The organism is Lactiplantibacillus mudanjiangensis, from assembly GCF_005405385.1.
GTDB classification, from domain to species: domain Bacteria; phylum Bacillota; class Bacilli; order Lactobacillales; family Lactobacillaceae; genus Lactiplantibacillus; species Lactiplantibacillus mudanjiangensis.
In genome coordinates, this window is the sequence record NZ_BJDY01000002.1 from 66,172 (window position 1) to 79,574 (window position 13,403).

The window sequence follows — 13,403 nt, forward strand, 5'->3', positions numbered from 1 at the left end:
CTTATCGGTCTCTGCGTGTGCTTTTTGATAGGTCATATTATCTTTTTCCATTAAAATCGACTCAAAAAATTCATGTTCTAGCATTAAAAGGTCAGACTGTGCAATGCTTTTGCCACACTTGCTAATCAAATGCTGCCATGCCAACGACATATGAATCATGCGTGGGGAATACGCAAATTTTCTCGATTAGACTAGAGGAGTGACAGGATCATCCCTACATGCGTGGGGGAACACCCTAAATAAATCCCGGTGTAACAGCGTTTTGCTTTTACAAAAACACTAATTTACATGAGTTTGGAAAAGCTAAGAGTATAGACTAAATATATCACAAAATTTCTAATTGCAGGTTAAGGCTAAGTTGTAATTAGAAATTAATGGGTATTTTTGAAAAAAGTCTGTCACAAATTCTTCTGTATAATTAAATTAATTTGGGATAACACCTATAATAGAATGTGACTATACATAAAAAACGTTGATATAATAGGAATTTTCGCCATTTCTGATAGCATTGAAACCACAAAAACAGCGTGCCATAATGAGGTATCAATGGATGGAGGAGTTTGTAATGAAAAAATGGTTTAAAGCGGGTTTGATGATGGCCCTCGGGCTAGCCTTGGTGATTCCAAGTGCAACGACTTCTGCAAATGCAGCAAGTAAGAAAGTGACAATTGTTTCGACTAAAACGATTGCCCAAACGGCTTATCATGGTAAGAAAGGTTATATCTACAGTAGTGCGAAGTTAACTAAGAAGTCGCAGCACATGACGAATTATAAGTACACGACTTGGTATGGGACAAAGAAAGCTACGATCAAGAAGAGTGGCAAGAAGTCGTCTTTGACTTACATTACGTCTGGTAAAAAGCATGGCTGGATTTATAGTAAGTATTTGACGGTTGGTAAAGCACCAATTAACAAAGCTAAGTTACGTCAAAATGATATTGTTGCCTACAATCGTGCGGTTATGTTTGCTTCCAGTGGTGTTCAAGAAGTCGCAAAAGCCTCGCTAACAAGTACGTACAAATCAGTTGGTGATAATCTCAGTTATGCATGGGGTGGAGATTGGTATTCTTACTCTAGTAGCGTAGAAATCAGTACAACAAAAATGGATCAGGCGTCTCTTTTGAAAGTGTATAATATTTTTAAGGGACGGTTTACTACTTCTCAAAATGCAAATTTAGCCACGATGGCAGCTGATTTAGATAAACAACAAGTGACAACTGACAGTATCGATTTAATTCGGTCTAAAATGGGAAATTTGGCTGGTACTTTAGGCGATCTTCTATCAAATTTGGATTAATTGTTTCTAGCTATTTATGCAATGGTGAATAAAAAAATAGAATTTTCTACATTTGAATGTTCTTAATTTTTTGAAAGACTAAAATGTAATACTTTTAGTATAAGTGAGATCTCTTTTGAATAAAAAGGGGGTCTTTTTTTATTATTTAAAATTATAGAAATTAGCAACATCATCACGCCCCTTAACTAATATTAAGAAAAGTTAAAGAAAGTAATTAACGTGTAAAAATCAGAGCATTACGCTTGAAATATTTCTGTAACAAAACGATAATGTAAATGTAACAGGGAAGGGGAAACAATTATGGGTTCAGTTTTAGCAATTATTGGCATTTTAGCCGTTGCCGGCGGTGTCCAATACTATTCAAATTTCGTTGCCAAGGAAAACGCTGCTAGCAAACATTTTACTGCCCGTAGTGACCGTTAGGCAGACGGGTGTTTTCTATCAAGCAAGGCACTGCACACGGTGCAAATATTACAATCAATCAAAAAAAGAACTGACCAATTAAATGGTCAGTTCTTTTTTTATAATGCTTACTTAAGTTTTGGTGTTGCTTCAATGGTTTCAGTCTTACCAGCGGCAAAACGTTGGATAGCAGCGGTTTGCTTTTCGCGACGAATGCGCTTTTGCTTGTCAGCAACTGGACGACGTGATGCCCAAGTGTTATATGGCTTACGTACTTCAGTCATGAGAGAAATTCCTCCTTTATTAGTCCAATAACAAATATTGTAAAGCCATTATAACGTAAATTGCAACTAAAATCGCCTCTTTTTTGAAAAAAGGCATTTTTGATAAACGTTTTACATCATTTTGTCTTGCTGATGAATAGGTAATAGACACCTTTTCTGATTGATGTTATATTGAAATTATTAGAAAGTAGGGAAGCCCAATGAGTCACGAAATTGATCCGCGAGTCGATAAAACACGTCGCCGGTTACGCCAAGCTTTAATAACATTACTACAAACACAAAAAGTCGAAAATATTTCGGTTCGACAACTGACGACGACAGCCGCTGTCACTCGGGGAACCTTTTACTTACATTATAAAGACAAACCAGATTTTATCGATCAAGCACTTAATGATCTGGTCACCGAATTGTTCGCCGAAGCAATTGTGACCGTTTCCATTGAAGAAGTAATCACCAATCCTGCCGATCCATTACGCCGAGTCCAAGTTTTTTCGCTGACTAAAGCGTTATCTTACATCGATCAACACGCTGAGGCCTTTCGAACTTTGCTGTTAGACCAGAGCCAGTTAGCGGTAAGTCGCCGCCTGCAACAACAACTCACGCAATGGATGCAACGATTTTATTGCGATTTCGAAGATCAGTTCGCTGATTTGGAAGTGCCCGTCAGCATTCAAATTGCTTATTATGTGTCATCAACACTAGGCTTAGTCACCGACTGGCTCGCTAATGACATGATGTACACCCCGCGTTATTTAACGAAGTGTCTTAAAAAAATGCATCATCTAATGACCGTGGGCAATATTAGCTTCACGGATTTCTTCGTGCAATAAAAATATTACTTGACTAGTGATGACTATTTTGATAGTATTTTCTTGTTGTATTTGTGGACTTCTACAGCTACAACCGCTCATGTTAAGTATTAAGTTCAGCAATGACGCTTAATTTGGCGAGTCTAAGTGATTTATAATTTAAGGAGGTGCACAAACGTGTACGCAATTATTGTAACTGGTGGTAAACAATATAAAGTCGAAGCAGGCCAAGCTATCTATGTTGAAAAGCTAGATGCAGCTGCAGGTGACAAGATTACTTTTGATCAAGTTATCTTTGTCGGTGGCGACTCAACCAAGGTCGGCGCCCCTACGGTAGCCGGTGCTACGGTCGAAGGTACTGTTGAAAAACAAGGCCGCGAACGTAAAGTGGTTACTTTCAAGTATAAGGCCAAGAAGGGTCAACATACTAAGAAAGGTCATCGTCAACCATATACCAAGGTAACGATCGACTCAATCAACGCATAAATAGAAAGTAGGCATTTGCATGATTCAAGCAACGATTTCCCGAAATCCAATTGGTCAAGTCACCGGTTTTAGATTGACGGGTCATGCTGATTCAGGTGCTTATGGACAAGACATCGTTTGTGCGGCGGTTTCGGTACTCGCAATTAGTACAATCAATGGGATTGAACAAGTTGCGCATCTCGAGCCACTAATCCAAAGTGATGAAACCAACGGCGGGTTGTTGATTGCTGATTTCACTAAGCTTGACTTAGCGAATCAACAATTACAGACGCTCCTTGAAAGTTTCACACTCGGGTTGAACGATGTAGCCACGAACTATGCAGATTATATCCAAGTTCGTGAGCAAACACGATAACCACATTTCGGAGGTGGACTTACTATGAAAATGGACTTACAATTCTTCTCTCACCATAAAGGTGGCGGTTCTACTGCCAACGGTCGTGACTCAGCTGGTCGTCGTTTAGGCGCAAAGCGGGCTGATGGCCAAACTGTTAAGGGTGGTAACATCCTTTATCGTCAACGCGGTACGCATATTTACCCTGGCGTAAACGTTGGCCGTGGTGGTGACGATACATTATTTGCAAAGGTTGACGGTGTCGTTCGTTTCGAACGTAAAGGTCGCGACAAGCGCCAAGTTTCTGTTTACCCAGCAAAATAATCTTTTGAAAGAGCCTCTGCGTGAGGCTCTTTTTTTAACGCATTAGTCGCACCCGTCAGATATTTGGTATAATGGATGCTGAGTCCATGATGGGAGTGACAATATGTCAGAGCGAATTGCCCGGGTCCAACAGACGTTTGACCAGTTAAAGATTGATGCGTTACTAGTTTCTAGTGCGAGCGATTTACAATATTTAACTGGAATGGCCGATATGGCTGGCGATGGGTATTTATTAGTTTTAAACGATAGCGTTTACTTAATTACGGATGCCCGTTATCAAACGGCGTTTGCATCGCAATACGATGCCCAACACTTATTGATTACCCGTGATTATTTAGGGGCAGTGTGCGATGTCATCGCGCAAACCAACACGGGCGTTATGGGATTTGATGCCGAAATACCGTACGCAGCGTACAGTTATTTGGATGAAAATCTCACTAGCGATCTAGTGGCGTTACCTGAAGTCGTGGCGGATTTACGGATTGAAAAAAGCGAGGCGGAAATCGCCAAGCTACGAGCAACCGCTAAATTAGCCGATGCTGGCTTTGAGTATGTCACGAGTATCGTACGTCCCGGCATGCGTGAAATTGACGTCAGCAACTTGTTAGACGCCTTTATGCGGACGCATGGTGCCAGTGGGCCATCATTTACCACGATTGTGCTTGGTGGTGCCCGGGCAGCGTTGCCACATGGAACTGCGAGTGACGCGGTGTTACAAGCTGGTCAAATGGTGACGTTAGACTTCGGTTACTTCCTGAATGACTATACGTCAGATATGACGCGGACGTTTGCGTTAGGGGAACCGGATGCCAAATTAAAAGCCGCATATCAAGTGGTTCAAGATGCGCAACAAGCCGTGGTTGACCAAGTGAAACCCGGTGCAGTGAGTGCAGACCTAGATCAAGTTGGTCGTGAGCTGATTACCCAAGCTGGGTATGGTGACGCGTTTAATCATGGGATGGGCCATGGAATCGGATTAGCGATTCATGAAGGTCCGCTCATTTCTAAGCGTGGGACTGAAACTTTAATTGCCAATAGTGTCGTCACCGTTGAACCAGGGGTTTATTTCCCAGGTTTAGGTGGGATGCGAATTGAAGATGACGTTTTGGTCACGGCCACGGGTCATGAACGCTTGACGATGGCAACGCGTAATTTATTAATTTTGTAGTTCAGACAGTTGCCACAACGGCGCTGGCTTGTTATAGTAATAAAGATATCTTCATAGGAGGAACTTGCAATGATTTCTACAGCAGATTTTAAAAACGGTTTAACAATTGAAGTGGACAATGCGATTTGGCGGATTTTGGAATTCCAACACGTTAAGCCAGGTAAGGGTGGCGCGTTTGTTCGTTCAAAGCTTAAGAACTTACGGACTGGTGCCGTTCAAGATAAGACTTTCCGTGCCGGTGCTAAGATGGAACAAGCTCAAATCGAAAAGAGTACGATGCAATACTTGTACGCTGATGGTGACAGCTATGTCTTCATGAATACGGATACTTACGAACAAATTGAAATTCCTGGCGAAAACATTCAAAATGAATTGAAGTTTTTGAAGGAAAACATGGAAGTTCAAGTAACGTTATACAACAGTGAAGTATTAGGGATTGAATTACCTAACACGGTAACGTTGGAAGTTGCTGAAACTGAACCAGGTATCAAGGGTGATACAGCTTCAGGTGGTTCAAAACCAGCTACCTTGGAAACTGGTGCGATTATTCAAGTGCCATTCTTCGTTAAAGCGGGCGAAAAATTAATCGTCAACACCGTTGATAGCACCTACGTTTCTCGGGCCTAAATTAATTTAGAACCGACAAACATGGAATTGGAGGAATGTCAAAATGGCTGAAAGTAGCAATATTACGTTAAAAAGTAAAGAACCCAGCTTAGGACAAATTCAAATTGCACCCGAAGTGCTTGAGATAATCGTTGGTATCGCGGTCAGCCAAATTGATGGCGTTAACCGGATGCGTGGCTCGATTTCTTCCAGTGTAAATGAGTTGTTCGGTCGTAAAAAGAGCCTTGGTAAAGGGGTTAAGTTAACGATTGTCGATGATCAAATCAGTGTTGATGTCTATGCCTACCTAAACTACGGTGTTTCCGTACCTAAGGTGGCTTTAGCCATTCAAGATAAAGTTAAACAACAAATCTTGTTTATGACTGATTTGGCTTTGAATGAAGTTAACGTCCACATTACCGGGATTGTAACCGAAAAGACGGAAAGCACGATTGATCCGAACAATCTTTTCGGTGATGAAGACCCTGAAGTAGATGAAAATGAAGATGGTGAAGAATCTTGAGTTTAACGCGTCATGAAATCCGTGAAAAAGCGTTTCAAGCTTTATTTGCCTTGAATGCGAATCCGGATGCTGATGAAGATCAGTTATTCCAACAGTTATTGAATCCTGATGATAACGCTGAAATTGAAATTCCAAGTTATCTAAGCACGTTGGTAACCGGCGTCTTAGAACATCAAGCGGAATTAGACGCTCAGATTCAACCATATTTGAGCCAAGCATGGTCGTTAGATCGGTTAGCAAAAACCGATTTAATTATCTTGCGGCTTGCATTCTTTGAATTGACCTATGTGGATGATGTGCCCGATAAAGTTGCGATTAATGAAGCCATCGAATTGACGAAGGCTTTTAGCGATGAACGGTCACGGAAGTTCGTGAGTGGTGTCTTAGGTAAGACAGTCGGTCGCGAATCCATTTAGTCTAAAACCGAACAATAAACTGTTCAACGATGAAAGTCTGGCATTTTGCCAGACTTTTTTTATAAACTTCTTAGGAAAACGGCTATTTATCGCGGGTCGGATTATGCTAAAATGAAAAAAGACAAACGAAGGAGAGTGGCGCGTGTGACAACAATTATTGATGGTAAAGCAGTTGCGAAAAAAGTGAATGCAGCAACCCAAACCGCGGTTGCAGAACTCGAACAACAAGGTATTAAACCCGGTATTGCGGTAATCATTGTTGGTGAAGATCCTGCCAGTCAGATCTATGTGCGGAACAAGAATCGGAAAGCAACCAAGTTAGGGATGCATTCGGTGGTCCGTCAGTTGCCTGTCACCACGACGCAAGCCGAACTACTATCAATTATTGCTGAATATAATTCGGATGCCTCAATTCATGGTATTTTAGTCCAATCGCCATTGCCCAAGCAGATTAATGAACCGTTAATCACTATGGCTATTGATCCAAAAAAAGATGTTGATGGTTTCCATCCAACCAATATGGGAAAATTAATCACGAATTTTCCTGGCAACTATCCGGTAGCCAATACGCCTCGTGGGATTATGACGTTATTAGCCGAATATGGGATTGATCCCGCCGGTAAACAAGCCGTGGTGATTGGCCGAAGCACGATTGTCGGCAAACCAATGGCGGCGTTATTAACGAATGCCAATGCCACGGTTACCGTTGCGCATAGTCGGACTAAAGACTTAAAGGCATTGGCTCGGACGGCCGATATCTTAGTGGTGGCGACGGGGATTGCCCATTTGATTACTGGTGCTGATATTAAACCTGGGGCCACGGTAATTGATGTTGGGATGGATCGTGATGCCGATGGTAAATTAGTGGGTGATGTTGATTTTGACTCAGCTCAGGGGGTAGCAGGCTTTATCACGCCTGTTCCTGGCGGTGTAGGGCCAATGACCATTGCCACATTAATGCAAACCACGGTGGAATTAGCAAAGTGGAGTGATTTAAGTGAGTGACAGTCAAGATTATTTGACGGTTTCAGCGCTAACACAGTATATTAAACGTAAATTTGAAGTTGATCCGTATTTAGGCAAAGTTTATTTGACTGGCGAAATTTCTAACTTTCGGCCTCGGGCTAATGCCCATCAATACTTTAGTTTAAAAGATGATCATGCTAAGATTTCAGCGATTATGTTTCGCTCGGCGTTTGCCAAAGTGAAATTTCAACCCGAAGAGGGGATGAAAGTCTTAGTCGTTGGTCGGATTGGATTATACGAACCTAGCGGCAGTTACCAGATTTATGTGGAACGCATGGAACCAGATGGCGTGGGTGCTTTATACCAAGCCTATGAACAATTAAAGAAAAAATTAGCAACGGAAGGTTTGTTTAGTGCACCGAAAAAGGCCTTACCACGCTTTCCAAAACGAATTGCGGTGGTGACAAGTCCCAGTGGGGCCGTGATTCGAGATATTATCACGACCACACGGCGACGTTTTCCAATCGCCCAAATCGTGCTGTACCCCGCTCAAGTTCAAGGGGATGCAGCGGCGGCTAATATTGCGCAACAAATTAGCCGGGCTAATCAAGCCGGAAATTTTGACACGCTGATTATTGGTCGGGGTGGTGGCTCGATTGAAGATTTGTGGCCATTTAATGAGGAAATTGTCGCCCGGGCAATTGCGGATAGCGCATTGCCGGTGATTTCATCAGTAGGTCATGAAACGGATACGACGATCGCAGATTTAGTTGCCGACGTGCGCGCTGCGACCCCAACTGCGGCCGCAGAACTAGCCGTACCGGTGTATAACGAAGTGTTACTACAATTGAATCAAAATCGGACCCGGGTCTTTAATGCGTTTCAAAATATTGTCCAGCATGATCGGCAACAATTAACCAAATTAATGGCGTCTTACGTCTTTACCCAGCCAAACCGATTATACGAAGGCTATTTACAAAAACTGGATTTCTTAATGGAACGGTTGAAACAAGCGGGTAGTCAAAACGTGCAACAGGCGACGCAGCAAAGCCAACGGTTGACCCAACGATTAGCCCAACAAACGCCGATTCATCGGGTTCGTCAAGCTGAGACGCAAGTTACCAATTTACAACAACGCTTGCAACGGGGAGCACAACAAGTCTTAACCGCTAAGCAGCAACAATTTGCTCGTGCCGCGCAATCGCTAGACTTATTGAGTCCACTGAAGATTATGGGACGGGGTTATGCCTTTGTAACCACGCCGCCTGATGATAAAATTGTACGTTCGGCGCAACAATTGGCACCGGATGCAACGGTACAGATTCACTTAGCGGATGGTCAAGCGACCGCTAAAATTACCAAGGTCGATGGAGGAAATCAAGATGGCTGAACAACCAACATTTGAAGCAAATTTAACGAGTTTAGAAACAATCGTCAATCAACTAGAATCTGGCGATGTGCCATTGGAACAAGCTTTAGATCAATTTCAAAAAGGGGTCGCTTTGAGTAAGCAATTACAAGCAACCTTGGAAGGGGCCGAAAAGACCTTAACGAAAATGATGGATGAAAATGGCAATGAAGTGCCATTTGAAGATGCGAAAGCTTCTGACGCCAATGAGTAAGGCAACTTTAACGAGTTTTGAAGCGACCTGGGTGCCACGGATCAATACGTATTTAGACGAAAGCTTGCGGACGGTCAGTGATCGTGCCGATTTAACGGCGGCGATCCGTTATTCAGTGCTAGCCGGGGGCAAACGTTTACGGCCGCTCTTGAGTTTGGCCGTTTTGGCAACTTTTGACTGTCCAATTACGGCGGCCGAGTTACGAGCCAGTTCAGCGTTGGAATTGTTGCACACCTATTCGTTAATTCATGATGATCTACCTGCCATGGACAATGATCCGTTGCGGCGGGGTAAACCGACGAGTCATGTGAAATTTGGTGAAGATTTAGCGATCTTAGCAGGGGATGCCTTACAACCGCTGGCGTTTCAATGGTTGGCGGATAGCGGCCTAACCGCTGACCAGATTGCCCAGTTAACGTTAGGATTAGCCTTAGCAGCTGGTCCGCAAGGGATGGTGGCTGGCCAGGTTGCGGATGTCAAGTCGACTGGTCAGACGTTAGCTTTACCCGAGTTGCAACACTTACATCGCCGCAAAACCGGTGCTTTAATCCATTACGCTGTTTTAGCGGGGGCGGTTCAAGCCAACGTCTCGGCGGCAACGCGGGCTGCTTTACTTGATTTTGGTGATGCGTTTGGTTTAGCCTTTCAGATTTATGATGATATTTTAGACGTTACCAGTACGCCAGCCGAAATGGGCAAGGCCACGCATAAAGATGCGGACGAACACAAAAATACTTATCCTGGATTATTAGGCTTAGACGGTGCACAACAGGCGCTTAAGACGGCACTGACGAGTGCCACAGCTGCTTTAGATCGCGCTGAAGCTGCCAGTCAAACGAAAATGGATCTATTAGCATCGTTTTTAACGTATTTTACGAATTAGAGGACATATATTAGATGGAAAAAGAACGGATCGACGTATTATTAGTACAACAAGGGTTGTTTGATACCCGTGAAAAAGCCAAGCGGGCCGTCATGGCTGGTGAAATTTTGGGCGTCAATGAAGAACGTCTCGACAAGCCGGGCATGAAGATTCCAGTGACAACGGAATTGCATTTAAAGGGTAAACCAATGCCGTATGTCTCACGTGGTGGCTTAAAACTTGAAAAAGCCCTCAAAAGCTTTGATATTGATGTTACCGACCGTATCGTGTTAGACATTGGGTCATCAACCGGTGGCTTTACGGATGTCATGTTACAAAATGGTGCGCAATTAAGTTATGCCCTGGATGTCGGCAGTAATCAACTTGTTTGGAAGTTACGCCAAGACCCCCGGGTGGAAGTCATGGAACATACCAACTTCCGTTATAGCAAATTAGCAGATTTTCATCGTGGTCAACCAACGTTTGCCTCGATTGATGTATCGTTCATTTCGTTACACTTAATTTTGCCACCCCTACATGGCATTATCGCCAATGGTGGGGAAGTCGTGGCGTTAATCAAACCACAATTCGAAGCGGGCCGTGAAAATGTTGGTAAACATGGGATTGTCCGTGATCATGCCGTGCATACGGCGGTCTTAGCTGATATTGTCGATTTTGCGCAAACCGCAGGATTCAATGTGTTGGGCTTAGATTATTCACCAATTAAGGGTGGCGAAGGCAATATTGAATTTTTAATTCATTTGCAAGCCACTGATGAAACGGCCACGATTGCGCCTAATGTGTCGATTGACGCAACGCAACAAGCGGCTTATGACCAATTAAATCAATAAAATTTTACCGGTGAGTCTTTCATATTTATGCATAATAGCTTATTATATGAATATATAGAGCAATAACTAGACGACGCCGGGGGTGATCGGTTGAAAAAGCAGGAGCGCCAACGCTACATTAAACGATTATTGAGTTCAAACGAAATTGAACGACAAGAAGACTTTGTCCGCTTATTACACGCCGAAAACATTGAAGTGACGCAAGCCACAATTTCGCGTGATATTAAAGAGATGCAGCTGGTCAAGGTCCCCTCGGTAACGGGTGGTTATCATTACAGCATGCCGGTCCAAAAGCAAATGGACACTGAAAAGAAATTGCGGCGCACGTTAAAAGATGCCTATGTTTCGTATGCGACTCAGGATAAGTTTGTGTTGATTAAAGTGTTACCCGGCAACGGGCCCGCGTTAGCGACCTTAATTGAAGCGATGCATTACGAGACCGTCTTTGGGACGCTCGGCGATGATGCCACTGTTTTGATTATTTGTAAGTCATTAGACGCCACTTTAGAGCTACAACAAACGATTCAACGACTACTAAGCGATAACTAAAACATGTTATCACCGACCTGCACACAGTTTTGGTGGCAGGTCGTTTTTATTAGGAGGTTTTAGCGTGCTACAAGAACTTTCAATTACCAACTTTGCGATTATTGAACATTTGGATATTGCCTTTGAAACTGGCATGACGGTACTAACAGGGGAAACTGGGGCCGGAAAGTCGATCATTATTGATGCGGTCGGTCTCCTGGCTGGTGGTCGTGGCTCACAAGAGTTCATTCGAACGGGGGCTGATAAGGCCGTCTTACAAGGCATGTTTGTCTTACCAAAAGATGGCGTCACGGCCCAACTCTTGGATGAAGCCGGGATTGATCATGCCGATAATACGGTGATTTTACAACGTGAAATTGCCAAAAGTGGTCGTAATACGTGTCGTATTAATGGCATGTTGGTAAATACGACCACGCTCAAACAAATCGGTGAAACGATCGTGGATATTCATGGTCAAAATGAGCATCAAGAGTTGATGCAACCAGAAAAGCATCTGGGATTACTGGATGAATTTGCGGCGGGAAAGATTCGTAAACTGAAAGCCCAATATAACGCTGAATATGACGCTTATCAGCAACTTAATCAAGAACTGCGACAAAAGAATGCCAACGAAAAAGAATGGGCTCAGCGGCTTGATATGTTGAATTTTCAAGTGGAAGAAATTGCAGGCGCGCAAGTCAAAGTTGGCGAGGAAGCTGACTTGACGGCTGAACGTGATCGTCTCGATAACTATCAAACGATTAATCAAGCTTTACAACAAAGTTATACCTTATTAGCAGCTGGTGAAGAGACGACTGGAGCGGTTGATACAGTTGGGATGGCGATGCATGCGTTAGAACCCATTGCCAATTTGGACCCAGCTTTCAATGAAATTACGGTCAACGTCAAGAATGCGTTTTACGGCTTGCAAGATGCAGCTGGACAAATTTCAAATCAATTGGATTTACAGGAGTTTGATGAAGGGCGCTTAGATGAAATTGAACAACGCTTAGACGTGTTAAGCCAATTGAAACGTAAATATGGCGATTCAGAACAGCAGATTTTAGATTATTATCAAAAAATCTCGGATGAATTAGCCAAGATGACCGATTCTGAAGAAAACAGTGAAGGCCTGGCCCAACGTGTTAAGGAACATCAAGCGGCCCTACTGGAAATTGGCCACAAGCTTTCCGATCAACGGCGAACGTGTGCCAAAACGTTGCAACGACAAATTCATCAAGAATTGAAAGATTTGTACATGGATAAGGCCGTCTTTGAAGTTCGCTTTAAGCCAACTAAAGGTCAAATTTATCGCAGTGGACTAGATAGTGTTGAATTTTATATTCAAACCAATCCGGGAGAACGGATGCGGCCATTAGCGAAAATTGCATCCGGTGGGGAATTGTCACGGATGATGTTAGCTTTGAAAACGATTTTCTCTGAATCGCAAGGCATTACGAGTATCATTTTTGATGAAGTGGATACCGGAGTGAGTGGGCGAGTGGCGCAAGCGATTGCCGAAAAAATTAGTGGGATTGCCCGTTTTTCTCAAGTGCTATGTATCACGCATTTGCCACAAGTCGCGGCGATGAGTGATCATCATTATTTCATCGCGAAAAAGATTACGGGTCAACGGACCAAAACCAGCATTACGCACTTAGCGCATCCTGAACGAGTTCAAGAATTAGCGCGCATGTTAGCAGGGACTAAAGTAACGAAATTATCACTTGAACATGCCGAAGAACTGTTACGGCTGGCTGGTGAAGAAAAAGCTGAATAAGTACGTTATAGAGTGAACGGCCGGAATTTTTTTTGATTTCGGCCGTTTGTGCGTCCTCATGCCATTCGTGAGTGATTGTTTACCATCGTTTACCGGGTCGCCATTACGAGTTGTTTGCAATTGGGTTTCAATATAAGTTATGATT

At 43.2% G+C, this 13,403-nt stretch carries 18 protein-coding genes and 1 other annotated feature; of the genes, 17 read left to right on the forward strand and 1 reads right to left on the reverse strand.

The window, feature by feature from the left end:
- The first annotated feature begins 565 nt into the window (after positions 1-565).
- Positions 566-1,297, forward strand: a complete 732-nt coding sequence (locus FFM84_RS01155) for a hypothetical protein (protein WP_130843827.1) — start codon at positions 566-568, stop codon at positions 1,295-1,297.
- 300 nt (positions 1,298-1,597) lie between these two features.
- On the forward strand, positions 1,598-1,720 hold the full coding sequence (locus FFM84_RS16390; RefSeq protein WP_263854345.1) for a hypothetical protein: 123 nt from the start codon (positions 1,598-1,600) through the stop codon (positions 1,718-1,720).
- 107 nt (positions 1,721-1,827) lie between these two features.
- Here the strand turns inward: FFM84_RS16390 and FFM84_RS01160 are convergent, their stop codons facing one another.
- The gene (locus FFM84_RS01160) at positions 1,828-1,983 is read right to left on the reverse strand and encodes a hypothetical protein (protein WP_130843826.1); all 156 of its coding nucleotides are present in this window, start codon (positions 1,981-1,983) and stop codon (positions 1,828-1,830) included.
- 200 nt (positions 1,984-2,183) lie between these two features.
- Between FFM84_RS01160 and FFM84_RS01165 the strand changes: the two genes are divergently transcribed.
- The 15 genes from FFM84_RS01165 (at position 2,184) to recN (ending at position 13,258) form a co-directional block, all read left to right on the forward strand.
- The gene (locus tag FFM84_RS01165; RefSeq protein ID WP_130843825.1) at positions 2,184-2,813 is read left to right on the forward strand and encodes a TetR/AcrR family transcriptional regulator; all 630 of its coding nucleotides are present in this window, start codon (positions 2,184-2,186) and stop codon (positions 2,811-2,813) included.
- A gap of 61 nt (positions 2,814-2,874) precedes the next feature.
- Positions 2,875-2,947 (forward strand) — a sequence feature (ribosomal protein L21 leader region).
- A gap of 22 nt (positions 2,948-2,969) precedes the next feature.
- Entirely contained in the window at positions 2,970-3,278 is a 309-nt protein-coding gene (rplU, locus tag FFM84_RS01170) for a 50S ribosomal protein L21 (RefSeq protein ID WP_130843824.1), read from the forward strand.
- A gap of 19 nt (positions 3,279-3,297) precedes the next feature.
- The gene (locus tag FFM84_RS01175) at positions 3,298-3,633 is read left to right on the forward strand and encodes a ribosomal-processing cysteine protease Prp (protein WP_130843823.1); all 336 of its coding nucleotides are present in this window, start codon (positions 3,298-3,300) and stop codon (positions 3,631-3,633) included.
- A 24-nt stretch (positions 3,634-3,657) separates the two neighbouring features.
- The gene (gene rpmA, locus FFM84_RS01180) at positions 3,658-3,936 is read left to right on the forward strand and encodes a 50S ribosomal protein L27 (protein ID WP_130843822.1); all 279 of its coding nucleotides are present in this window, start codon (positions 3,658-3,660) and stop codon (positions 3,934-3,936) included.
- Between the two features lie 103 nt (positions 3,937-4,039).
- Complete coding sequence (locus FFM84_RS01185) at positions 4,040-5,104, forward strand: M24 family metallopeptidase (RefSeq protein ID WP_130843821.1); 1,065 nt, start codon at positions 4,040-4,042, stop codon at positions 5,102-5,104.
- 69 nt (positions 5,105-5,173) lie between these two features.
- On the forward strand, positions 5,174-5,731 hold the full coding sequence (gene efp, locus FFM84_RS01190; protein ID WP_130843820.1) for an elongation factor P: 558 nt from the start codon (positions 5,174-5,176) through the stop codon (positions 5,729-5,731).
- A 43-nt stretch (positions 5,732-5,774) separates the two neighbouring features.
- The gene (locus FFM84_RS01195) at positions 5,775-6,233 is read left to right on the forward strand and encodes an Asp23/Gls24 family envelope stress response protein (RefSeq protein WP_130843819.1); all 459 of its coding nucleotides are present in this window, start codon (positions 5,775-5,777) and stop codon (positions 6,231-6,233) included.
- Positions 6,230-6,649 carry a transcription antitermination factor NusB gene (nusB, locus tag FFM84_RS01200; RefSeq protein WP_130843818.1) on the forward strand — a complete coding sequence of 140 codons (420 nt, stop codon included), beginning with the start codon at positions 6,230-6,232 and terminating at the stop codon, positions 6,647-6,649. The genes FFM84_RS01195 and nusB overlap by 4 nt, the downstream gene beginning before the upstream one ends.
- A gap of 144 nt (positions 6,650-6,793) precedes the next feature.
- Positions 6,794-7,654, forward strand: a complete 861-nt coding sequence (locus tag FFM84_RS01205; RefSeq protein WP_130843817.1) for a bifunctional 5,10-methylenetetrahydrofolate dehydrogenase/5,10-methenyltetrahydrofolate cyclohydrolase — start codon at positions 6,794-6,796, stop codon at positions 7,652-7,654.
- On the forward strand, positions 7,647-9,005 hold the full coding sequence (gene xseA, locus FFM84_RS01210) for an exodeoxyribonuclease VII large subunit (protein WP_130843816.1): 1,359 nt from the start codon (positions 7,647-7,649) through the stop codon (positions 9,003-9,005). The genes FFM84_RS01205 and xseA overlap by 8 nt, the downstream gene beginning before the upstream one ends.
- Positions 8,998-9,237: an exodeoxyribonuclease VII small subunit gene (locus FFM84_RS01215; protein ID WP_130843815.1), complete on the forward strand. Its 240-nt coding sequence runs from the start codon at positions 8,998-9,000 to the stop codon at positions 9,235-9,237. The genes xseA and FFM84_RS01215 overlap by 8 nt, the downstream gene beginning before the upstream one ends.
- Complete coding sequence (locus FFM84_RS01220; protein ID WP_130843814.1) at positions 9,230-10,120, forward strand: polyprenyl synthetase family protein; 891 nt, start codon at positions 9,230-9,232, stop codon at positions 10,118-10,120. The genes FFM84_RS01215 and FFM84_RS01220 overlap by 8 nt, the downstream gene beginning before the upstream one ends.
- A 14-nt stretch (positions 10,121-10,134) precedes the next feature.
- The gene (locus tag FFM84_RS01225) at positions 10,135-10,950 is read left to right on the forward strand and encodes a TlyA family RNA methyltransferase (RefSeq protein ID WP_130843813.1); all 816 of its coding nucleotides are present in this window, start codon (positions 10,135-10,137) and stop codon (positions 10,948-10,950) included.
- Positions 10,951-11,040: 90 nt separating this feature from the next.
- Entirely contained in the window at positions 11,041-11,499 is a 459-nt protein-coding gene (locus FFM84_RS01230; RefSeq protein WP_130843812.1) for an arginine repressor, read from the forward strand.
- Between the two features lie 64 nt (positions 11,500-11,563).
- Positions 11,564-13,258 (forward strand): DNA repair protein RecN, encoded by a 1,695-nt coding sequence (recN, locus tag FFM84_RS01235; RefSeq protein ID WP_130843811.1) that lies wholly within the window; start codon positions 11,564-11,566, stop codon positions 13,256-13,258.
- Positions 13,259-13,403: the final 145 nt, after the last annotated feature.

What these genes read in the sequence shown, in the direction of transcription:
- FFM84_RS01155 (WP_130843827.1), top strand. Translation starts at nt 566, where the DNA reads ATGAAAAAATGGTTTAAAGCGGGTTTGATGATGGCCCTCGGGCTAGCC.
- FFM84_RS16390 (WP_263854345.1), top strand. Translation starts at nt 1,598, where the DNA reads ATGGGTTCAGTTTTAGCAATTATTGGCATTTTAGCCGTTGCCGGCGGT.
- FFM84_RS01160 (WP_130843826.1), bottom strand. Translation starts at nt 1,983, where the DNA reads ATGACTGAAGTACGTAAGCCATATAACACTTGGGCATCACGTCGTCCA.
- FFM84_RS01165 (WP_130843825.1), top strand. Translation starts at nt 2,184, where the DNA reads ATGAGTCACGAAATTGATCCGCGAGTCGATAAAACACGTCGCCGGTTA.
- FFM84_RS01175 (WP_130843823.1), top strand. Translation starts at nt 3,298, where the DNA reads ATGATTCAAGCAACGATTTCCCGAAATCCAATTGGTCAAGTCACCGGT.
- rpmA (WP_130843822.1), top strand. Translation starts at nt 3,658, where the DNA reads ATGAAAATGGACTTACAATTCTTCTCTCACCATAAAGGTGGCGGTTCT.
- FFM84_RS01185 (WP_130843821.1), top strand. Translation starts at nt 4,040, where the DNA reads ATGTCAGAGCGAATTGCCCGGGTCCAACAGACGTTTGACCAGTTAAAG.
- efp (WP_130843820.1), top strand. Translation starts at nt 5,174, where the DNA reads ATGATTTCTACAGCAGATTTTAAAAACGGTTTAACAATTGAAGTGGAC.
- FFM84_RS01195 (WP_130843819.1), top strand. Translation starts at nt 5,775, where the DNA reads ATGGCTGAAAGTAGCAATATTACGTTAAAAAGTAAAGAACCCAGCTTA.
- FFM84_RS01215 (WP_130843815.1), top strand. Translation starts at nt 8,998, where the DNA reads ATGGCTGAACAACCAACATTTGAAGCAAATTTAACGAGTTTAGAAACA.
- FFM84_RS01220 (WP_130843814.1), top strand. Translation starts at nt 9,230, where the DNA reads ATGAGTAAGGCAACTTTAACGAGTTTTGAAGCGACCTGGGTGCCACGG.
- FFM84_RS01225 (WP_130843813.1), top strand. Translation starts at nt 10,135, where the DNA reads ATGGAAAAAGAACGGATCGACGTATTATTAGTACAACAAGGGTTGTTT.